Source organism: Frateuria edaphi, assembly GCF_021117405.1.
Taxonomy (GTDB): domain Bacteria; phylum Pseudomonadota; class Gammaproteobacteria; order Xanthomonadales; family Rhodanobacteraceae; genus Frateuria_A; species Frateuria_A edaphi.
The window spans coordinates 3552501-3570447 of sequence record NZ_CP088251.1 but is presented as its reverse complement, the minus strand read 5'-3'; the positions used below and the strand labels follow the sequence as shown (position 1 = coordinate 3570447).

Genomic DNA, 17947 nt, shown 5'->3' with positions numbered 1-17947 from the left:
CCGGCCGGTGGGCCTTCTGCTCGATCGAGCAATGCGTCAAGGCTCGCCGCTGCGACGTGCATGGATCCCGTTTGCCTTGAAGGAGACCCTTGCCATGTCCACGTCCTGGACCGTCGACGACGCCCGTCAACTGTATGCCGTGCCCTACTGGAGCGACGGCTACGTCGACATCGATGCCCAAGGCGGCATCGTGATGCGCCCGCGCGGCGCCAACGGCCCCTCGCTGTCGCTGCCGCAGATCGTCGAGCAGGCCCGCGCCCAAGGGCTGCGCCTGCCGCTGCTGGTGCGTTTTCCCGACATCCTGGCCGATCGCCTCAAGCGCATGCAGGGCGCCTTCGCCCGGGCGATCGGGGAGACCGGCTACGCCGGCGGCTACACCGCGATCTTCCCGATCAAGGTCAACCAGCAACGCGGCGTGGTGCAGGAACTGGTTGCCGCGGGGAGCGAAGGCTTCGGCCTGGAGGCCGGCTCCAAGCCCGAGCTGATGGCGGTGCTGGCGCTGGCGCGGCCAAACTCGATCGTGATCTGCAACGGCTACAAGGACCGCCAGTACATCCGCCTGGCGCTGATCGGGCGCAAGCTCGGCCTGCGCGTGTTCATCGTGATCGAAAAGCTCTCCGAGCTCGAGCACGTCATCGCCGAAGCGAAGGCGCTGGACGTCGAGCCGCTGCTGGGCGTGCGCGTGCGCCTGGCCTCGATCGGTGCCGGCAAATGGCAGAACACCGGCGGCGACAAGGGCAAGTTCGGGCTTTCGCCGGTGCAGGTGCTTCAGCTGGTGGCCGCGCTGGACACGGCGGGCCTGAAACACACGCTCAGGCTGCAGCACTTCCACATGGGTTCGCAGATCTCCAACGTGCGCGACATCGCCAACGGCATGCGCGAGGCGACGCGCTATTTCGTCGAGCTCTCGCGCAAGGGCGTGCCGCTGGACATCGTCGACGTCGGCGGTGGCCTGGGCGTGGACTACGAGGGCTCGCGCTCGCGCAGCCACAACTCGATCAACTATTCGATGGAGCAGTACGCGCTGACCATCGTGCAGTCACTGGCCGACGCGGTGGCCGCCGAAGGCCTGCCCGCGCCGCACATCCTCACCGAGGCCGGTCGCGCGATGACCGCGCACCACGCCGTGTTGGTGTCCGATGTGACCGAGGTGGAGGAGGTGCCGACCGGCGCGCTGCCGCCGCCACGCGAGGGCGAGCCGACCGTGCTGCGCCACCTGCGCGAAGTGCATGCCGCGCTGGGCGACCGCCCGCCGCTGGAGCTCTACCACGAGGCGCAGCACCACCTGGCCGAGGGGCAGTCGCTGTTCGCGCTGGGCCAGCTCGGCCTGTCCGATCGCGCGCGGCTGGACGAGCTGTTCTACCTGGTCGCCAACGCGGTGCGCGGGCGCTTGTCGCCTGCCGACCGCGCGCATCGCGCCTTGCTGGACGAGCTGGACGAGAAGCTCGTGGACAAGTATTTCCTCAACTTCTCGGTGTTCGAGTCGGTGCCGGACATCTGGGCCATCGACCAGATCTTCCCGATCGTGCCGGTCACGCGCCTGGGCGAAGCTCCCACCCGGCGTGGCGTGATCGTGGATCTCACCTGCGATTCGGACGGCCGCATCGACCACTACGTGGACGCCGAGGGCGTGGACGTGAGCCTGCCGCTGCATCGCCCCCGCCCGGGCGAGGACTACTGCCTGGGCCTGTTCATGGTGGGCGCCTACCAGGAGACGCTGGGCGACATCCACAACCTGTTCGGCGACACCGACGCGGTGAACGTGCGCGCCAACGGCGAAGGCTACGTGTTCGACCATGTGCGCCGCGGCGATACCACCGACGTGATGCTCGACTACGTCGGGTACGACCTGGCCGCGCTGCGGCACAGCTACCGGGAGCGCATCGCGGCGGCGGGGATCGAGGGCGAGCCGGGCGACGCGCTGTACCGGGACCTGGACGCAGGGCTCACCGCGTACACCTACCTGGCCGACTGACCCCCTTCCAGGTGGGGCAGCGCGCGGCCGTGGACTCCCGGTCGCGCGCAGCTGCGCGCCGCAGAGAGACCGCCTTGCACGAAGGTCCGATGGCGACTGCCCGCGAGCAGCCTACAATCCCGGACTCCCCCCTGCGGAGCACAAGCCATGGCCAGTCTCGACGGCAAGGTCGCCCTCATCACCGGCGCCGCCAGCGGCATCGGCAAGGCCATCGCCGAGCTCTACGCACGCGAAGGCGCGATGGTGGCGATCGCCGACATCAACCAGCAGGCGGCCGAAGCCGCGGCGTCGCAGATCCACGCGTCCGGCGGCCGTGCGATGGGTGTGGCGATGGACGTCACCGACGAGCACGCCGTGGATGCCGGTACCGAAGCGGTGGTACGGGCGTTTGGCCATCTGGACGTCCTCATTTCCAATGCCGGCGTGCAGATCGTCAACCCGATCGAAAGCTTCGCCTTCGCCGACTGGAAGAAGATGCTGGCGATCCACCTGGACGGCGCCTTCCTCACCACCCGCGCGGCGCTGAAACACATGTACCGGGGCGACCGCGGCGGCGTGGTGATCTACATGGGCTCGGTGCACTCGCACGAGGCCTCCGTGCTCAAGGCCCCCTACGTCACCGCCAAGCACGGCCTGCTGGGCCTGGCCCGCACGCTTGCCAAGGAAGGCGCGCCGCACAACGTGCGCTCGCACGTGATCTGTCCGGGTTTCGTGCGCACGCCGCTGGTGGAGAAGCAGATCCCGGAACAGGCGAAGGAGCTCGGCATCAGCGAAGAGGACGTGATCCGCAACGTGATGCTCAAGCACACGGTCGATGGCGTGTTCACCACGCTGGAAGACGTGGCGCAGACCGCCTTGTTCCTGGCTACCTTCCCCAGCGCGGCGCTGACCGGCCAGAGCTTCGTGGTCAGCCACGGCTGGCATATGCAGTGACGGGCTTTCGCAGGGTGGGCTGAAAAGCCCACCTTGCGGCTATTCGCGGTGAACCTGGAAGCCGCCGAACGCCTGGCTGGTCGGCATCAGTTCGATGCGGTTGACGTTGAGATGCGCTGGCAGGTTGGCGATCCACCACAGCGTCTCGGCGATGTCGCCCGCGGTGATCGGCTGCGCGCCGGCATAGAGCTTGTCCGAGGCAGCCTGGTCGCCGCCGGTGCGCACGAGGGTGAACTCGGTCTCGGCCATGCCCGGTTCCACCGAGGTCACGCGCACGCCGGTGCCGTGCAGGTCCGCGCGCAGCCCCAGCGAGAACTGCGAGACGAAGGCCTTGGTGCCGCCGTACACGTTGCCGCCCGGATAGGGATAGGTGCTCGCGGTGGAGCTGATGTTGACGATCGCGCCGCGCCGCTCGATCAGCGTGGGCAACAGCAGGCGCGTCAGCGTCACCAGCGCGGTGACGTTGGTGTCGATCATCTGCTTCCATTGCCGGAGATCCGCCTGCTGCGCCGGTACGGTGCCCAGCGCCAGGCCGGCGTTGTTCACCAGCAGGTCGATGGCCGCGAAGTCGGCGGGCAGGCCCGCGAATGCGGCTCGCATGGCCGCTTCGTCGCGAATGTCGAAAGCCAGCGTGTGCACGCGATCGGCGCCGTGCCGGTCGACCAGCTGCTGCAGCCGCTCGGCGCGGCGGCCGCTGGCCACCACGCGCCAGCCGCCCGCGATGAAGCGGTCCACGGTCGCGGCACCGAAGCCGGAGGTGGCGCCGGTGATCCAGGCGACCCTGGCACTCATGTCAGCGGCCTTCCTTCAGCGCGATCGCCTTGTAGCCCGCGCCGGCCAGGCGGTTCTGCACCGACTCCAGCTCCGTGGCCGAGCGGTACGGCCCCAGGCGCACGCGGTGGAAGGTCTGGCTGCCGACCTGCACGGTCTGCACGTTGGCGACAAAACCCTGCAGCGCCAGCTTGGCCTTCAGCGCCTCGGCGTCGGTGGCGGCGGGGAAGGCGCCGACCTGCAGCAGGTAGCCGCTGCCAGCGGCCGGCGGCGGCACCGCGGAGGCGGGTGCCGCCTGGATGTTTTCGGTGACCGCGGCCGGCGCGTTGGCGTTGGCCGCCTGTTGCTGCTGCGCCGCGGCTGCCGCGGCCTGCTGCGCGGCCTGCTGCTTCTGCTGCTGCTCGGCACGCGCCTGGGCGCTGATCTGCTCGTCGGGGATGCGTACTTCCTTCTCCGACAGCACCGAGTAGAAGTCGTACTGCGGCTTCTTCGGCGCGCTCTCGGCCGGCGCCAGGCCCTTGTCGCCGTCGCCCTGCGCGGTGGCCTGCGGGTTCGGCTGCGGGCCGTTCGGCGCCATCGGCAACATCGAACGGCGGGTCAGCGCCACCATCGCGATCACACCCACGACGATGCCGATCACGGCCCAGCCCCAGGCGGGAAAGCCGCCCTTGCGGTTGCGTACGGCCTGCCGGCCCTTGCCCTTGCGTGCTGCCATTACATGCTCTCCGGGGCGGAAAGGCCCAGCAGGCCCAGCCCGTTCTTCAATACTTGTCGCGTGGCCACTACCAGCGCCAAGCGCGCGTTGCGCAGGGCGGCGTCCTCGACCAGGAACTGGTGCGAGTTGTAGTAGGTGTGGAAGGCATTGGCCAGTTCGCGCAGCCAGCCGGCGAGCAGGTGCGGCTCGAGGTTGGCGGCGGCGGCGTCGACGATTTCGGGGTACTTGGACAGTTCGGTGAGCAGGATCTGCTCGTGCTCGTTGTCCAGCCGTGCCAGCTCGGCCTGGCCTTGCTCGAGGTCGACGGCAAAGCCCTTCTCGCCGGCCTGGCGCAGCACCGAGCAGACCCGCGCGTGAGCGTACTGGATGTAGTAGACCGGGTTGTCGTTGCTCTGCGAGCGGGCCAAGTCGATGTCGAACACCAGCTGCGAGTCGGCCTTGCGCGAGATCAGGAAGTAGCGCGTGGCGTCGCGGCCGGCCTCGTCGATGAGGTCGCGCAGGGTCACGTAGCTGCCGGCGCGCTTGGAGATCTTCACCTCCTCGCCGCCGCGCATCACGGTGACCATCTGATGCAGCACGTACTCAGGCCAGCCCTTCGGGATGCCGCAGTCGAGCGCCTGCAGGCCGGCCTTCACGCGCGCCAGCGAGCCATGGTGGTCCGAGCCCAGCTCGGTGATCGCGCGGGTGTAGCCGCGCTGCCACTTGGAGCGGTGGTAGGCGACGTCCGGCACGAAGTAGGTGTAGGTGCCGTCGGACTTGCGCATCACGCGGTCCTTGTCGTCGCCGTAGTCGGTGGTGCGCAGCCACAGCGCGCCGCCGTCCTCGTAGGTGTGGCCATGGGCGACCAGCTCGCGCACGGTCTCGTCCACCTTGCCGTCGGTGTAGAGCGAAGATTCCAGGAAGTAGGTGTCGAAGCCGACGCCGAAAGCCTTCAGGTCCAGGTCCTGTTCGCGGCGCAGCGAGGCGACGGCGAAGTGACGGATGGCTTCGAGGTCTTCCGGGTCCTTGGCGCCGGTAACGGTGTGGCCGTCGGCCACCACCGATTCGCCGGCGAGGTACGCCCGCGCCACGTCGGCGATGTAGTCGCCGCGGTAGCCGTCCTCCGGCCAGCCTTCGTCACCCGGGGCCAACCCGCGGGCGCGCGCCTGTACCGAGATCGCGAGGTTCTGGATCTGCACACCGGCGTCGTTGTAGTAGAACTCGCGCTTGATGCTCCAGCCGGTCGCTTCCAGCAGGCGAGCCAGGCAGTCGCCGATCGCCGCGGCGCGGCCATGGCCCACATGCAGCGGGCCGGTCGGGTTGGCTGAGACGAATTCCACGCCCGCGGTGGTGCCCGAGCCCACGGCGTTGCGGCCATAGGCTTCGCCTTCGGCGAAGATGCGTCGCACTTCGGCGTGGTAGGCGCCCGCGCTCAGGAAAAAGTTGATGAAGCCAGGGCCTGCGATTTCGGTTTTTTCCACCAGCGCGCTGGGGGGCAGGGCAGCGACGAGCTTTTCGGCCAGCTCGCGCGGCTTGGCGCGCGCGGGCTTCGCCAGCAGCATCGCCGCATTGGTGGCGAAATCGCCATGCTCGCGGCTGCGCGCGCGCTCCACCACGAAGGGCGGAAGCTCGAGGTCGGCGGGCAGGACGGCTTGGTCCTGCAGGGTCCGGATGGCCTGCAGCAGCAGGTCGCGCAGCGCTTGTTTCACGGCGTGGGATCGGTAGGCGATGGGAACCAACAATCCTAGCAGAGCCGGTCAGCCATCGATCTTCGCTGCCGGGGCAGCGAACCGGGCAGTGGCGGACAAAGCGAGGGCATTGTCTTGTCGGCCGTGCGCCCTCGCCCGAGCCGGGACAAGTCTGTGGATAAGTCTGTGGGGAAAGCGGCGTCAAGGTGCCGCGACCGGGCGGTGCGGCGAGGGGTAAACGGCTTGTAAAGATCACAAGCCTTTAAAAACAACGGATTGCGAACGCTGTCTTATGCGGATCGGCAGCTGTTGGCCGGCAAGGCCGATCCAGTCGTGCTGTGCATAACTGGTTTCGCATGATTTCGCGACTGTCAAGGCCTTTGGTCGTCATCGGCCTGTCATGGACGGATGCCACGCTGACTCCCGTACCCCGCCTTCTCCCCGGCAGGTACGCTTCCCGGCGGCGCGCCTTTCCCCAGCGCGCCGCCTTTTTTGTGGGCGGACGACGGACTAAAGCAGGCCGCGTTCGGCCATCGAGACCGGGGCGCCGGCCCCGATCACCAGGTGGTCGAGCACGCGTACGCCGACCAGTTGCAGCGCCTCGCGCAACTCCCGGGTGATCGCGCGGTCGGCGGCGCTGGGCTCGGCCACGCCACTTGGATGGTTGTGCGCGAAAATTACCGCGCAGGCGTTGTGCTTCAGGCACGCACGTACCACCTCGCGCGGATGCACACTGGCGCCGTCCACGGTGCCGCGAAACAACTCTTCGAAGGCAAGCACGCGATGGCGGTTGTCCAGATAGAGGCAACCAAACACCTCGTATGGCAAATGGCGCAGGCGGGCGGAGAGGTAGTCGCCGCTGTCGCGCGGGCTGCCCAGGCTGGGCAGCGCCCGCAGTTGCTCGGCCAGGCTGCGGCGGGCCAGTTCCAGCGCCGCGGCGATGCGCGCACGCTTGGCCGGTCCCAGGCCGGGCGTGGGACCGGGACCATCGGCGCGACCGAGCAGCGCGCCCAGTCCGCCGGCCTCGGTGAGCAGTTCGCGACCCAGCGCGATCGCGTCCTTGCCGGGCACGCCGCTGCCCAGCAGCACCGCCAGCAGTTCGGCGTCGGAGAGGGTGGCGCTGCCGTGCTCCAGCAGCTTTTCGCGCGGACGTTCGCCGCTGGGCCAGTGTCGGATGCTCATCCGGTCGATCCTGCCTGTCGGAGTGCGACCGGTGGCAGCAGTGGCCTTTGATGAATCCGGTAAGCTAGCGCATCGCCCGGTTGTCAGGCCCGTCCTACATGAGTCTTGCCCAACGTCGCATCCTGCTCGGCGTCTCGGCCGGTATCGCCGCCTACAAGTCCTGCGAACTGGTGCGCCGGCTGCGCGAGCAGGGCGCCGAGGTGCGCGTGGTGATGACCGAGGGAGCGACGCACTTCGTCGGCACGACCACGTTCCAGGCACTGTCCGGCCAGCCGGTGCGGGTATCGCTGTGGGACGAGGGCGCGGAAGCGGCGATGGGCCACATCGAACTGGCGCGCTGGGCCGAACGGGTGCTGATCGCTCCGGCCAGCGCCGACCTTCTGGCCCGCCTGGCGCATGGCCACGCCGACGATCTGCTCACCACGCTGTGCCTGGCCAGCAATGCGCCGCTGTACGTGGCGCCGGCGATGAATCAGCAGATGTGGGCACACCCGGCGGTGCAGGCCAACCTGGCCGTGCTGCGATCGCGCGGGGTAACCGTGCTGGGTCCGGCCGCGGGCGAACAGGCCTGCGGCGACATCGGTTCGGGCCGCATGCTGGAACCTGCCGATCTGCGCGACGCATTGTCTGCCTCCTTCGGCAATGGCGCGCTTGCCGGCCTGCAGGTTGTGGTGAGCGCCGGACCCACCTACGAAGACATCGATCCGGTGCGTTTCATCGGCAACCGCAGTTCCGGCCGCATGGGTTTCGCGGTGGCCGAGGCGGCGGCTGCCGCGGGCGCGCAGGTGACGCTGGTCGCCGGCCCGGTCAGCCTGCCGACGCCCCCCGGCGTGGCGCGCCGCGTGGACGTGCGCAGCGCCGCGCAGATGCGCGAGGCGGTGCTCGGCGCCGCCATCTCGGCGGACGTCTACGTCGGTGCCGCCGCGGTAGGCGACTATCGCCCCGCGCAGGTGGCCGAACGCAAGCTCAAGAAACACGACGGCGCCCCGCTGGTGCTCGACCTGGCCGAGAATCCGGACATCCTCAAGGATCTCGCCGCCATGCAGCCGCACCCGTTCCTGGTCGGCTTCGCCGCCGAGACGCACGACGTGGCAACGTATGCGCAGGACAAACTCACCCGCAAGGGCCTGGACATGATCGCCGCCAATCGCGTTGGCGCAGGCCTGGGCTTCGAGGCCGACGACAACGCCTTGAGTGTCTTCTGGCCCGGTGGCGGCGAGGATCTGCCGCGCGCGTCCAAGCGCGAACTGGCGGCGCGATTGGTCGAATGCATCGCGACGCGCCACCGGGCCGCGCGCGCATGATCGACGTCGAACTGAAGGTCCTGGACCCGCGCCTGGGCGATACCATTCCGCTGCCCGAGGCGGCCACCGCCGGCAGCGCCGGCATGGACCTGCGCGCGGCGATCGAGTCGCCAGTCACCCTGGCGCCCGGCGAGAGCGTGCTGGTGCCCAGCGGCATCGCCATCCACATCGGCGACCCGAACTGGTGCGCGCTGATCGTGCCGCGCTCGGGACTGGGCCACAAACACGGGCTGGTCATGGGCAACCTGGTCGGCGTGATCGATGCGGACTACCAGGGTCCGCTGATGATTTCCTGCTGGAATCGGTCCAACGCGCCGTACACCATCGGCGTGGGCGACCGCATCGCCCAGCTGCTGCTGGTGCCGGTGGCGCAGGCGCGGCTTCAAGTGGTGAAGGAATTCGCGCCTTCCGGGCGTGGCGTCGGCGGGTTCGGCTCGACCGGCATCAAGTGAAGCCAGGCATCAACTGAGTTGCGATTGGCGGGGGCGAGATGGCGAGAAACATCGCAAGGGGACGGGGTGCCGACAGCGCCGAGGCATGGCGGCGCCTGCTGCCGCTGGCTGGCGGCACCGTGCTGCTGCTGCTGGGCCTGTTCTGCGCCTGGCAGACCTGGCTGATCGCCAGCGAAAGCGGTGACGTGGCGCGCGTGCACGCCGCCCAGGACGAGGCCGTGCGCGTGCTGGCGTCGGAGATCGCGGGTGAGCGCAAGCAGGTCGCCCAGGCGGTCGCGGCGCTCGATCCGGCGATCGTGCAGGGCGACCGCGCGCAGCTGGCCGAGGCATTGCGCGCGCGGCTGCCGCAAGCGCTGGATGTCGAGGTCTACAGCGCAGGCCTGGACGAGGTGTTGCACGCCAACTATCGCGAGTTCGGTTACGCCAAGGCGGCGCAACTGATGGGTGCGCAGGCCGATGACAGCCTGCCCATGCAGACCGTGTCGGAAAAAGGCGTGCGGCGGCTGAGCCTGGTCCAACCGCTGGGCCCGGCGCAGCGCCCCCAGGCCTGGATCTGGGTGGAATTGCCGTTCACGCCACTGCAACGCCGTTTCGAGTCCATTGCGCCCGGTGGCGGCCGCATCGACCTGCGCCAGGGTGACGATCGCGGCGAGCTCAGCCTTCTTTCGCGTGGCGCCTCGTCGGCCGAAGCGGAGGACGAGGCCACCCCGGTACCGGGCAGCGCTTTCAGCGTAAGGGCGGCGTTGCCGGCGGCCTTCATCCTGCTGCCGCGCGCCTGGCCGCTGGCGGCATTGCTGGCGCTGCTGGGCATCGGCGGCGGCCTTTACCTGTTCTGGTTGCGGGGTCGACTGGCCCCGCGCCAGGAAGTCCAACCCAAGGAGATGATGGTGTCCGATGTAGTTCCCGCCAAGCATGAGCCCGCGCCGCCGGTGGTACGCCCTGGCGCGATGCCGCCCGCAGAGAGCCCGGCCGACGCCGTCGACCCGAGCATCTTCCGCGCGTATGACGTGCGCGGGGTGGTTGGCAAGACCCTGACGGCGCGGGTGGCGCGGCTGCTCGGCCAATCGATCGGCACGCTCATGCGCGAGAAGGGGCTGTCGGAAATCGTCGTCGGCCGCGACGGCCGCCTGTCCGGGCCGGAGCTCGCCGGCGCGCTGTCCGACGGCCTGCGCGAGGCAGGCATCGACGTGATCGACATCGGCGCCGTGCCCACGCCGGTGGTGTACTTCGCGGCCTACCGCTTCAATACCGGCAGCGGCGTGGCGGTAACCGGAAGCCACAATCCGCCGGACTACAACGGCTTCAAGATCGTGGTCGGCGGCGAGACCCTGTCCGAGGGCGCGATCCAGGACCTCTACCAGCGCATCGCCAGCGGCGCGCTGGAGGCAGGCGGCCAGGGCGGCCTGCGCCACGTCGACGTCGTGCCCGATTACATCGAGCGGATCATTTCCGACGTGCAGGCCGAGCGGCGCCTGAAGGTCGTGGTCGACTGCGGCAACGGCATCCCAGGCGCGCTGGCGCCGCAGGTGATCGAGGGCATCGGCTGCGAAGTGGTGCCGCTGTACTGCGAGGTGGACGGCACCTTCCCGAACCATCATCCGGATCCATCCGATCCGCACAACCTGGACGACCTCATCCATGCCGTGCGCCAGACCGGCGCGGACCTGGGTATCGCCTTCGACGGCGACGGCGATCGCCTGGGCGTGGTCACGAAGGAGGGCGAGATCATCTACCCCGACCGTCTGTTGATGCTGTTCGCGCGCGACGTGCTGTCGCGCCAGCCGGGCGCCACGATCATCTACGACGTCAAGTGCACGGGTCATCTGAAGGGCCAGGTGCTCGAGGCTGGCGGCAGCCCACTGATGTGGCGTACCGGCCATTCGCTCATCAAGGCCAAGATGCGCGAGACGCAGGCGGAGCTGGCTGGCGAAATGAGCGGCCACTTCTTCTTCAAGGAGCGCTGGTTCGGCTTCGACGACGGCATCTACGCCGGCGCGCGGCTGCTGGAGATCCTCGCCGGCGACATCGAGGGGCGCACGCCGGAACAGGTCTTCGCCACCTGCCCCAAGGGCGTCTCCACGCCGGAGCTGAAGATTCCGCTCGAAGAGGGTGAGCACTACCGCTTCATCGAGAAATTCAAGGACAAGGCCACCTTCGGCGACGCCACGCTGACCACCATCGACGGCGTGCGCGCCGACTGGCCGGACGGCTGGGGCCTGGTGCGCGCCTCCAACACCACGCCGGTGCTGGTGTTGCGCTTCGATGCGGATAACCCGGCGGCGCTCAAGCGCATCCAGCAGGCGTTCCGCGAACAGCTGTTCCTGGTCGATCCGGGCCTGAAGCTGCCGTTCTGACGACGGCAGCGGTGGGCCGCCCACCGCTCGCCGAAAACCGTTGCTTCCGCGCATCTGTGCGCGACCGTGGGACTACCGGTCGCGCACAGTGCGCGCCTGCATGGAAGATTCTCCTGCGCCGCGGAGGCGGCATTTCCTGACGGCACCATGCGCTTCGTAAAGGCGCTTCGCGAGCAGATGTTTTCGATCGATCCGCCTGCAACTGCCGTTCCGGCGGCACGCGGAGGGCACCCCGCGAAAGGCCTGCATGGCGCGGCAGCTGCTAGTGCCGCTGCTCGTCCTGCGACTTCTTCAACGCGCGGTAATGCTCCAGCTGTTGTGCGGCATCCTTTTCGGCCTTGTCCCGCCGATCCTGCAGCCGCTCCAGCGTACCGCGCTGGCTGGAAACCACATTGCGCTGGTCGGCGATGCTGTCGACCAGGAACTTGGGCACCTTCTCCTTGGCGCGCTCGATATCCGCGGCGCGTCCGAGCAGGTCGGCCAGGGTCTTTTCCTGGCTGTGCAGGTTCAGGCGCGTGGTGTTGATCTGCTGGTCGATGCTGTCCAGTTCCTCCTGCTGCGCCTGCTTGAGCGAGGCCTCGTCGCCATAGGCGTTGAGCATCTGCAGGTCGGCGCGGCGGCGCGCTTCCTCCGCGCGGCGCTGGGCGGCCTGTTCGGCGGCGACCTTGTCCGCGGCGGCGCGTTCCTCGGGGCTCAGCTGGCGCTCGACGTGGCGCACCACGTAGCCCTGGTCGTTGACCAGGTCGTACCCGTATTTCATGGCCTCGGCGGTGAGACTGTCGCTGTAATGCGACAGGCCCTTGGCGTCGCGCCAGTGGTAGCGGATGCCGGCGGCCTTCTGGGCGTGGGCGGTCAGGACCGTCGTCGCCAGGGCGATGGCAACGACGTAAACGAGCTTGCGCATGGATACCCCCTCCTGGCGGGCAGTATAGCCACCGTGCGGCAACCGCCTAAAGCGTGGACGAAGGGCGCGGTCGGGCGTGTGACGTCGTTCGCCACTTGGGTCATGCGGACACGCCGTAGCGACCGCGATAGTCGAGCAGGCGCGCGTGTTCGGCGGCCAGCTCCGGGCGCTCGCCGGCATACGCGAGCACCTCGTCCAAGCCGGTGATGGCAATCACCGGGATGCCATGGTCGCGAGCCACTTCCTGCGCGGCGGAAAGCTCGCCCTGGCCACGCTCCTGCCGGTCCAGCGCGATCAGCACGCCGGCCGGGGTAGCGCCATGCGCACGGATCAGCGCCAGCGACTCGCGGACCGCGGTGCCGGCAGTCATCACGTCATCGACGATCAGCACGCGTCCTGCCAGCGGTGCGCCGACCAGCAGCCCGCCTTCGCCGTGGTCCTTGGCTTCCTTGCGGTTGTACGCCCAGGGCAGGTCGCGGCCGTGGCTGGTGGCCAGCGCGATGGCGGTGGCGGCGGCCAGGGCGATGCCCTTGTAGGCCGGGCCGAACAGCATGTCCACCGGCAGCCCTGCACGCACCAGCGCGGCGGCGTAGGCCTCGCCCAGCCGCGCCAGCGCGGCGCCGGAATCGATCCGGCCAAGGTTGAAGAAGTACGGGCTCTGGCGGCCGGACTTGAGTGTGAAGTCGCCGAAGCGCAGCACGTCGCGTGCGAGCGCCAGTTCGATGAAGTCGCGTTGGTAGGGTTGCATGGGTTGTCGGCATGGAGATTCGGGAATCGACGGCTATTATCCATGGGTTCCCCAAGCCGAAGAGTCCGCCCCGCATGAGAATCGTCACGCTCAACGCCAACGGCATCCGCTCGGCCGCCAGCAAGGGCGTGTTCGACTGGCTACGCACGCAGCAGGCCGACGTGGTCTGCCTGCAGGAAACCAAGGCGCAGGAAGGCCAGCTCACCGATGCGATGTTCCGCCCGGACGGCCACCATTGCTTCTATCGCGACGCGACCTGCAAGAAGGGCTACAGCGGCGTGGCGATCTACGCGCGGCGCGAGCCCGACGCGGTGCTCACCGAGCTCGGCTGGGAGCCGTTCGATTGCGAAGGACGCTACATCGAGGCGCGCTTCGGCAACCTGTCGGTGGTCTCGCTGTACGTGCCTTCGGGTTCCTCGGGGGAGGAACGCCAGCAGTTCAAGTTCAAGGCGATGGATTTCCTGGCACCCATCTTCGATGAGTGGCTCAACAGCGGCCGCGACTACGTGATCTGCGGCGACTGGAACATCGTCCACACGAAGAACGACATCAAGAACTGGACGTCCAACCAGAAGAATTCCGGTTGCCTGCCTGCCGAACGCGCCTGGCTGGACCTGCTGTTCCATACCCGCGGCTGGGTCGACAGCTTCCGGGCGATCAAGCCGGATGCGGTCGAATACACCTGGTGGTCCAACCGTGGCCGGGCGCGCGAGAACAACGTCGGATGGCGCATCGACTACCAGGTCTGCACGCCGGGCCTGCGCGAGCGCATGCGCGCCTGCTCCGTCTACCGCGAACAGCGCTTCTCCGACCATGCGCCGTACACGGTCGACTATGCCGACTGAGCCGGTCGCCGCTGCACCATCCAAGCCGTCGATCTGGCGCGCCTTCGCGCAACCGGCGGCGGGCACGATGGCGCTGCTGGGATTCTCGTCGGGCCTGCCGTTCCTGCTGGTGGCGGGCACGCTGGCGTACTGGCTGAAGGAAAACGGGATCAAGCTGGAGGAGATCACGATGATCGCCAGCGCGGGTCTGACCTACGCGTTCAAGTTTGTGTGGGCGCCACTGCTCGACCACTGGCGGATCCCCGGCTTCGCGCGGCTGGGCCAGCGCCGCGGCTGGCTGCTGTTCGCGCAGTTGTGCGTCACCGCCGGGCTGCTGGCCATGGCGCTGCTGACGCCCAGCCAGTTGTGGCCTTTCGTGGCGGCCACGCTGCTGGTGGCGTTCTTCGGCGCGACGCAGGACATCGCGGTGGACGCCTACCGCATCGAGATCGCGCCATCGCACGTGCAGGGCGCGCTGGTGGCGACCTACGCGTTGGGTTACCGCATCGGGTTACTGCTGGCCGGTGCGGTGGCGCTGATCATGGCCGACCATGTGCCCTGGTCCGTGGTCTACCTCGTGATGGCCGCCTCGATGGCGATTCCGATCGCCACCACCTTGCTGGCGCGCGAGCCGGACGTGCTGCGCACGCGCCCGGAGAGCTGGCGCGTGGCCATGCGCGAGAGCGTGGTCGATCCGTTTGCCGATTTCTTCCGGCGCTATGGCTGGCAGGCGGCGGGCCTGGTGCTGCTGTTCATCCTGCTGTTCAAGGTTCCCGAGCAGGCGACCATCGGCGGCATCATGAGCCCGTTTTATCGGGACATGCAGTTCTCCAAGACCGAGATCGGAGCGATCACCAAGATCTACGGCGTCTGGATCGGCATCGTCGGCGTGTTCCTTGGCGGCGCGGCGGTAGCGCGCTGGGGTGCGTGGCGTTCGCTGGGCGTGACGATCGTGCTCTGCGGCTGCAGCAACCTGTTCTACCTCGTGCTGATCAGCCACCCGGGCAACCTGGTGGCGCTCACCCTGGTGATCTCCGCCGAGAACCTCACGCTCGGGATGCTGGGCCCGCCGACGGTGGCGTTCCTGTCGATGCTGGTCAACCGCCAGCACACCGCGACCCAGTACGCCCTGCTCAGCTCGCTGGTGAACCTGCCGGGCAAGCTGTTGGGCTTTTTCGCCGGCGGCATCGCCACGGCCGCGGGCTATGGCGGTTACTTCGTGCTCACGGTGGTGGCACTGATCCCGGCGATGTTGCTGTATGTCCTGCTGTGGCGCCGCTTCCGCGCCGCCGAACAGGCCGAAGGCTAGCTTCGGCGACCGGCACCGGGGCCGCCCGGGTAGGGGTGCCGGGCGTGCCGAGAGGCCTGCTGCAAACCCCACGGGTCTGTGCCACCATGCGCTGCCAGCTGGGCATGCGTGACACGGAGCGACGCACGTGCCGGACCTCGTCATACGACACATCGACAGCTTGATGGCCGAGCGGATCAAGATGCTCGCGAAGGACCGCCATTGGTCCATCAACGATGTCGTGCTGCATGCCTTGCGGCACGGCCTGGGCCTGAGCGCCGCCGGGCAGATCTCCAGCGAGGCCATGCTCGACCCGGGCAGCCTGGTGTTGGGTGGGCATTGGGATCTGACCGAGAAGGCGGCCTTCCAGGAAGCCATCCAGGCGCTTTCGCTGACTCGACCGACGCAGCTGGCGCCCGCCCGCGTTGCGAAGCTGAGCTAAACCGCCGCGATCATTCCCGCGGAGCCAGGTACAGCGCGCCGAGCACCCGCTGGCCGTGCGCGCCGGTAACCGCCGGCAGGTTGCCGGGCAGCCCGAGTACCCGTTGGCGCGCCAGCCAGGCGAACGCCGCCGCTTCCAGATAGTCCGGATCGATGCCGTGCTCGGCGGTGCTTGCCACGCGTCGAGGCGCCAACCACTCGGCCAGTCGCGCCATCAATCGAGAGTTGTGTACGCCGCCGCCGCACACCAGTACGTCCGTCGCCGCGGGCGCATGGGCCTCGATCGCGTCGGCCACCGTATGCGCCGTCAATTCCAGCAAGGTGGCCTGCACGTCGGCCGGCGACAACAGCGCCACGCGCGGCTGGCGCAACAACCAGGCGAGGTGGAAATGCTCGCGGCCGGTGCTCTTGGGCGGTGGCAGCGCGAAGTAGGCATCGGCCAGCAGGGCCTCGAGCAGCGGCGCGTCCACCTTGCCCGCAGCGGCGAACGCGCCGTCGCGGTCGAACGGCTCGCCGCGTTGTTCCAGGCACCAGGCATCCAGCAGGCCATTGGCGGGGCCGGTATCGAAGCCGAGCACCTGCCCTTCAGGCCCAAGCACGGTGATATTGGCGATGCCGCCCAGGTTGAGCACCACGCGGGTGGCCCCCGGCTGGCCGAGCAACATGGCGTGCACTGCCGGCAACAGCGGCGCGCCCTGGCCGCCGGCCGCGACATCGGCGCGGCGGAAATCGGCGACCACGTCGATGCCACAGTTCTCGGCGATGACCGTGGGATCGCCGATCTGCAGCGTGAAGGGCGCCTCGCCGCCTGGGCGATGGCGCACCGTCTGGCCGTGCGAGCCGATCGCGCGTACGGCGGACCGGGCGATCGCGTTGATCTCCAGTAGCGCCTGTGCGGCATCGGCGAAGTGGCGCCCGACGGCGACATCCAGCCGCCCGTAGGTGTCCAGATTGAAAGCGGTCAGGTCCTGCGCCAACGCCAGCACGCGCTCGCGCAAGGCAGCGGGCCACGGGTGGGTGAGGGCCGCGCGCAGTCGCGGCAAGCCTTGTTCGAAAGACACCAGCGCGACGTCGATGCCGTCGGCGCTGGTGCCAGAGATCAGCCCCAGATAGAGGGCCGATGCGTCATCCGCGGTAGCCAAGGGCCGGCGTCAGTCGTCGTTGCGCGTGGCCGAGTGCAGCTGGGCGAGCTTGACGTTGGCGTCCATTGCCTTCAGGCGCGCCAGCTGCGGGCGCACGACCTGGCTCTCGAAGCGGGCCAATTGTGCAGCCGGCAGCGGCTGCGGCTTGGGCAGGGTCACCGTCTGCGGATCGCGCTGCACGCCATTGACGCGGAATTCGTAGTGCAGATGGGGGCCGGTCGCCAGGCCGGTCATGCCCACGTAGCCGATCACCTGGCCCTGGCTGACGTGCTGGCCCACGCGCTCCTTGGCGAAGCGCGACATGTGGCCGTAGGCCGTGCTGATGTTCGTGTTGTGCTGGATCACCACGAAATTGCCGTAGCCGCGCATCCAGCCCTTGAACTTGATTACGCCATCGCCGGCGGCATGGATCGGCGTGCCGCTGGGGGCCGCATAGTCCACGCCCTTGTGTGCGCGCATGCGACCCAGGATCGGGTGCATGCGGCCGGCGCTGAAGCGCGAGGAAATGCGCGTGAAGTCCACCGGGATGCGCAGAAACGACTTCTGGATCGGGCGGCCGTCCTCGCTGAACCAGCCGTAGCGGCCGTCGGCCTTCTTGAAGCGGTACGCCGTGTAGCGATGGCCCTGGTTGACGAACTCGGCGGCGACGATATCGCCCTCGGCGAAGTAGCTGCCGTCGCGGTAGACGTCATCGTAGATGACCGTGAAGCTGTCGCCGTCGCGCAGGTCCTGCACGAAGTCGATGTCGTACTTGAACAGGTCCGCCAGCTTGCCGACCATGCCCTGGCTCATGCCCGCCCTGGCCGCGGCGGCGTACAGCGAACTGGTGATGGTGCCGTGGGAAACGTGTTCGCGAGTCTCCATCGCGCGCGGCTGGATGTTCAGCGTGGCCTGATCGCCGTCGAAGCGGACCACCGCGCGGTTGGCTTCATCCTTGTCGAAGCGGATGCCCTTCAGGCTGCCGTCGCCGCTGAGCAGGAAGTCGAATTCCTGATGCGGGCGAATGTTGTGGAACGCGCCCTTGGCGGCGCCGGCCGCGTCCATCACGCGCTGCAGGTCGGCCAGCGTCAGGCCCTGGTCCTGGAAGATATCCGACAGTGTCTGGCCGGGCTGTACCTGCACCACATGCCAGTCTTCCATCGCGCGGGTGGACGCGACCACCGGCGAAACCTTCGGCAGCGTGAGCGGCAACAGGGTGTGGGCGGCGGGCTGCGGATCGGGCCGCATCGCGCTGGCCCAGGCGGGCA

The 17947-nt window shown here is 68.6% G+C and carries 16 protein-coding genes (1 of these 16 running past the window's edge); 8 read left to right on the top strand and 8 right to left on the bottom strand.

The window, feature by feature from the left end; translation table 11 throughout:
- Positions 1–94 precede the first annotated feature (94 nt).
- Both speA and LQ772_RS16455 read left to right on the top strand, forming a co-directional pair.
- Entirely contained in the window at positions 95–1975 is a 1881-nt protein-coding gene (gene speA / locus LQ772_RS16460; RefSeq protein WP_231322445.1) for a biosynthetic arginine decarboxylase, read from the top strand.
- Positions 1976–2122: 147 nt separating this feature from the next.
- The gene (locus tag LQ772_RS16455; RefSeq protein WP_231322443.1) at positions 2123–2908 is read left to right on the top strand and encodes a 3-hydroxybutyrate dehydrogenase; all 786 of its coding nucleotides are present in this window, start codon (positions 2123–2125) and stop codon (positions 2906–2908) included.
- Between the two features lie 39 nt (positions 2909–2947).
- On the opposite strand, the gene LQ772_RS16450 is transcribed toward LQ772_RS16455, so the two are convergent.
- From LQ772_RS16450 to radC, 4 genes are all read right to left on the bottom strand, one after another.
- Positions 2948–3700, bottom strand: a complete 753-nt coding sequence (locus LQ772_RS16450; protein WP_231322441.1) for an SDR family NAD(P)-dependent oxidoreductase — start codon at positions 3698–3700, stop codon at positions 2948–2950.
- A 1-nt stretch (position 3701) separates the two neighbouring features.
- Positions 3702–4394: an SPOR domain-containing protein gene (locus LQ772_RS16445; protein WP_231322440.1), complete on the bottom strand. Its 693-nt coding sequence runs from the start codon at positions 4392–4394 to the stop codon at positions 3702–3704.
- Entirely contained in the window at positions 4394–6082 is a 1689-nt protein-coding gene (argS, locus tag LQ772_RS16440; protein WP_231322438.1) for an arginine--tRNA ligase, read from the bottom strand. Before argS ends, LQ772_RS16445 begins: the two co-directional genes overlap by 1 nt.
- Before the next feature lie 489 nt (positions 6083–6571).
- Positions 6572–7243: a RadC family protein gene (gene radC, locus LQ772_RS16435; RefSeq protein ID WP_231322437.1), complete on the bottom strand. Its 672-nt coding sequence runs from the start codon at positions 7241–7243 to the stop codon at positions 6572–6574.
- Positions 7244–7341: 98 nt separating this feature from the next.
- On the opposite strand from radC, the gene coaBC reads away from it, so the two are divergent.
- From coaBC to LQ772_RS16420, 3 genes are read left to right on the top strand one after another with little or no spacing between them, the layout of a single operon-like run.
- Positions 7342–8547, top strand: a complete 1206-nt coding sequence (coaBC, locus tag LQ772_RS16430; RefSeq protein WP_231322435.1) for a bifunctional phosphopantothenoylcysteine decarboxylase/phosphopantothenate--cysteine ligase CoaBC — start codon at positions 7342–7344, stop codon at positions 8545–8547.
- Entirely contained in the window at positions 8544–8999 is a 456-nt protein-coding gene (dut, locus tag LQ772_RS16425) for a dUTP diphosphatase (protein WP_231322433.1), read from the top strand. Before coaBC ends, dut begins: the two co-directional genes overlap by 4 nt.
- Positions 9000–9037: 38 nt before the next feature.
- On the top strand, positions 9038–11353 hold the full coding sequence (locus LQ772_RS16420) for a phosphomannomutase/phosphoglucomutase (protein WP_231322432.1): 2316 nt from the start codon (positions 9038–9040) through the stop codon (positions 11351–11353).
- Between the two features lie 262 nt (positions 11354–11615).
- On the opposite strand, the gene LQ772_RS16415 is transcribed toward LQ772_RS16420, so the two are convergent.
- Complete coding sequence (locus LQ772_RS16415; RefSeq protein WP_231322430.1) at positions 11616–12257, bottom strand: DUF4124 domain-containing protein; 642 nt, start codon at positions 12255–12257, stop codon at positions 11616–11618.
- 100 nt (positions 12258–12357) lie between these two features.
- Positions 12358–13005, bottom strand: coding sequence for an orotate phosphoribosyltransferase (pyrE, locus tag LQ772_RS16410; RefSeq protein WP_231322428.1), 648 nt, complete (start codon positions 13003–13005; stop codon positions 12358–12360).
- A 74-nt stretch (positions 13006–13079) separates the two neighbouring features.
- On the opposite strand from pyrE, the gene LQ772_RS16405 reads away from it, so the two are divergent.
- From LQ772_RS16405 to LQ772_RS16395, 3 genes are all read left to right on the top strand, one after another.
- Positions 13080–13850 carry an exodeoxyribonuclease III gene (locus tag LQ772_RS16405; protein WP_231322426.1) on the top strand — a complete coding sequence of 257 codons (771 nt, stop codon included), beginning with the start codon at positions 13080–13082 and terminating at the stop codon, positions 13848–13850.
- Positions 13840–15138 (top strand): AmpG family muropeptide MFS transporter, encoded by a 1299-nt coding sequence (locus tag LQ772_RS16400; protein WP_231322424.1) that lies wholly within the window; start codon positions 13840–13842, stop codon positions 15136–15138. Before LQ772_RS16405 ends, LQ772_RS16400 begins: the two co-directional genes overlap by 11 nt.
- A 163-nt stretch (positions 15139–15301) precedes the next feature.
- A complete protein-coding gene (locus tag LQ772_RS16395; protein ID WP_231322422.1) occupies positions 15302–15559 on the top strand; it encodes a hypothetical protein in 258 nt (85 codons plus the stop codon).
- Positions 15560–15569: 10 nt separating this feature from the next.
- Here the strand turns inward: LQ772_RS16395 and LQ772_RS16390 are convergent, their stop codons facing one another.
- Positions 15570–16700 carry an anhydro-N-acetylmuramic acid kinase gene (locus LQ772_RS16390; RefSeq protein ID WP_231322421.1) on the bottom strand — a complete coding sequence of 377 codons (1131 nt, stop codon included), beginning with the start codon at positions 16698–16700 and terminating at the stop codon, positions 15570–15572.
- 9 nt (positions 16701–16709) lie between these two features.
- On the bottom strand, positions 16710–17947 hold the 3' portion of the coding sequence (locus LQ772_RS16385) for an OapA family protein (protein WP_231322419.1). The gene runs 205 nt beyond the window's last position; 1238 of the gene's 1443 nt are visible here — the last part of the coding sequence; its start codon lies off the right edge, out of view — the gene reads right to left on this strand; its stop codon occupies positions 16710–16712.

Coding starts and splice junctions, on each gene's coding strand:
- pyrE (WP_231322428.1), bottom strand. CDS start 13,005: ATGCAACCCTACCAACGCGACTTCATCGAACTGGCGCTCGCACGCGAC.
- LQ772_RS16395 (WP_231322422.1), top strand. CDS start 15,302: ATGGCCGAGCGGATCAAGATGCTCGCGAAGGACCGCCATTGGTCCATC.
- speA (WP_231322445.1), top strand. CDS start 95: ATGTCCACGTCCTGGACCGTCGACGACGCCCGTCAACTGTATGCCGTG.
- LQ772_RS16415 (WP_231322430.1), bottom strand. CDS start 12,257: ATGCGCAAGCTCGTTTACGTCGTTGCCATCGCCCTGGCGACGACGGTC.
- radC (WP_231322437.1), bottom strand. CDS start 7,243: ATGAGCATCCGACACTGGCCCAGCGGCGAACGTCCGCGCGAAAAGCTG.
- LQ772_RS16455 (WP_231322443.1), top strand. CDS start 2,123: ATGGCCAGTCTCGACGGCAAGGTCGCCCTCATCACCGGCGCCGCCAGC.
- dut (WP_231322433.1), top strand. CDS start 8,544: ATGATCGACGTCGAACTGAAGGTCCTGGACCCGCGCCTGGGCGATACC.
- LQ772_RS16445 (WP_231322440.1), bottom strand. CDS start 4,394: ATGGCAGCACGCAAGGGCAAGGGCCGGCAGGCCGTACGCAACCGCAAG.
- LQ772_RS16420 (WP_231322432.1), top strand. CDS start 9,038: ATGGCGAGAAACATCGCAAGGGGACGGGGTGCCGACAGCGCCGAGGCA.
- LQ772_RS16405 (WP_231322426.1), top strand. CDS start 13,080: ATGAGAATCGTCACGCTCAACGCCAACGGCATCCGCTCGGCCGCCAGC.
- LQ772_RS16450 (WP_231322441.1), bottom strand. CDS start 3,700: ATGAGTGCCAGGGTCGCCTGGATCACCGGCGCCACCTCCGGCTTCGGT.
- coaBC (WP_231322435.1), top strand. CDS start 7,342: ATGAGTCTTGCCCAACGTCGCATCCTGCTCGGCGTCTCGGCCGGTATC.
- LQ772_RS16400 (WP_231322424.1), top strand. CDS start 13,840: ATGCCGACTGAGCCGGTCGCCGCTGCACCATCCAAGCCGTCGATCTGG.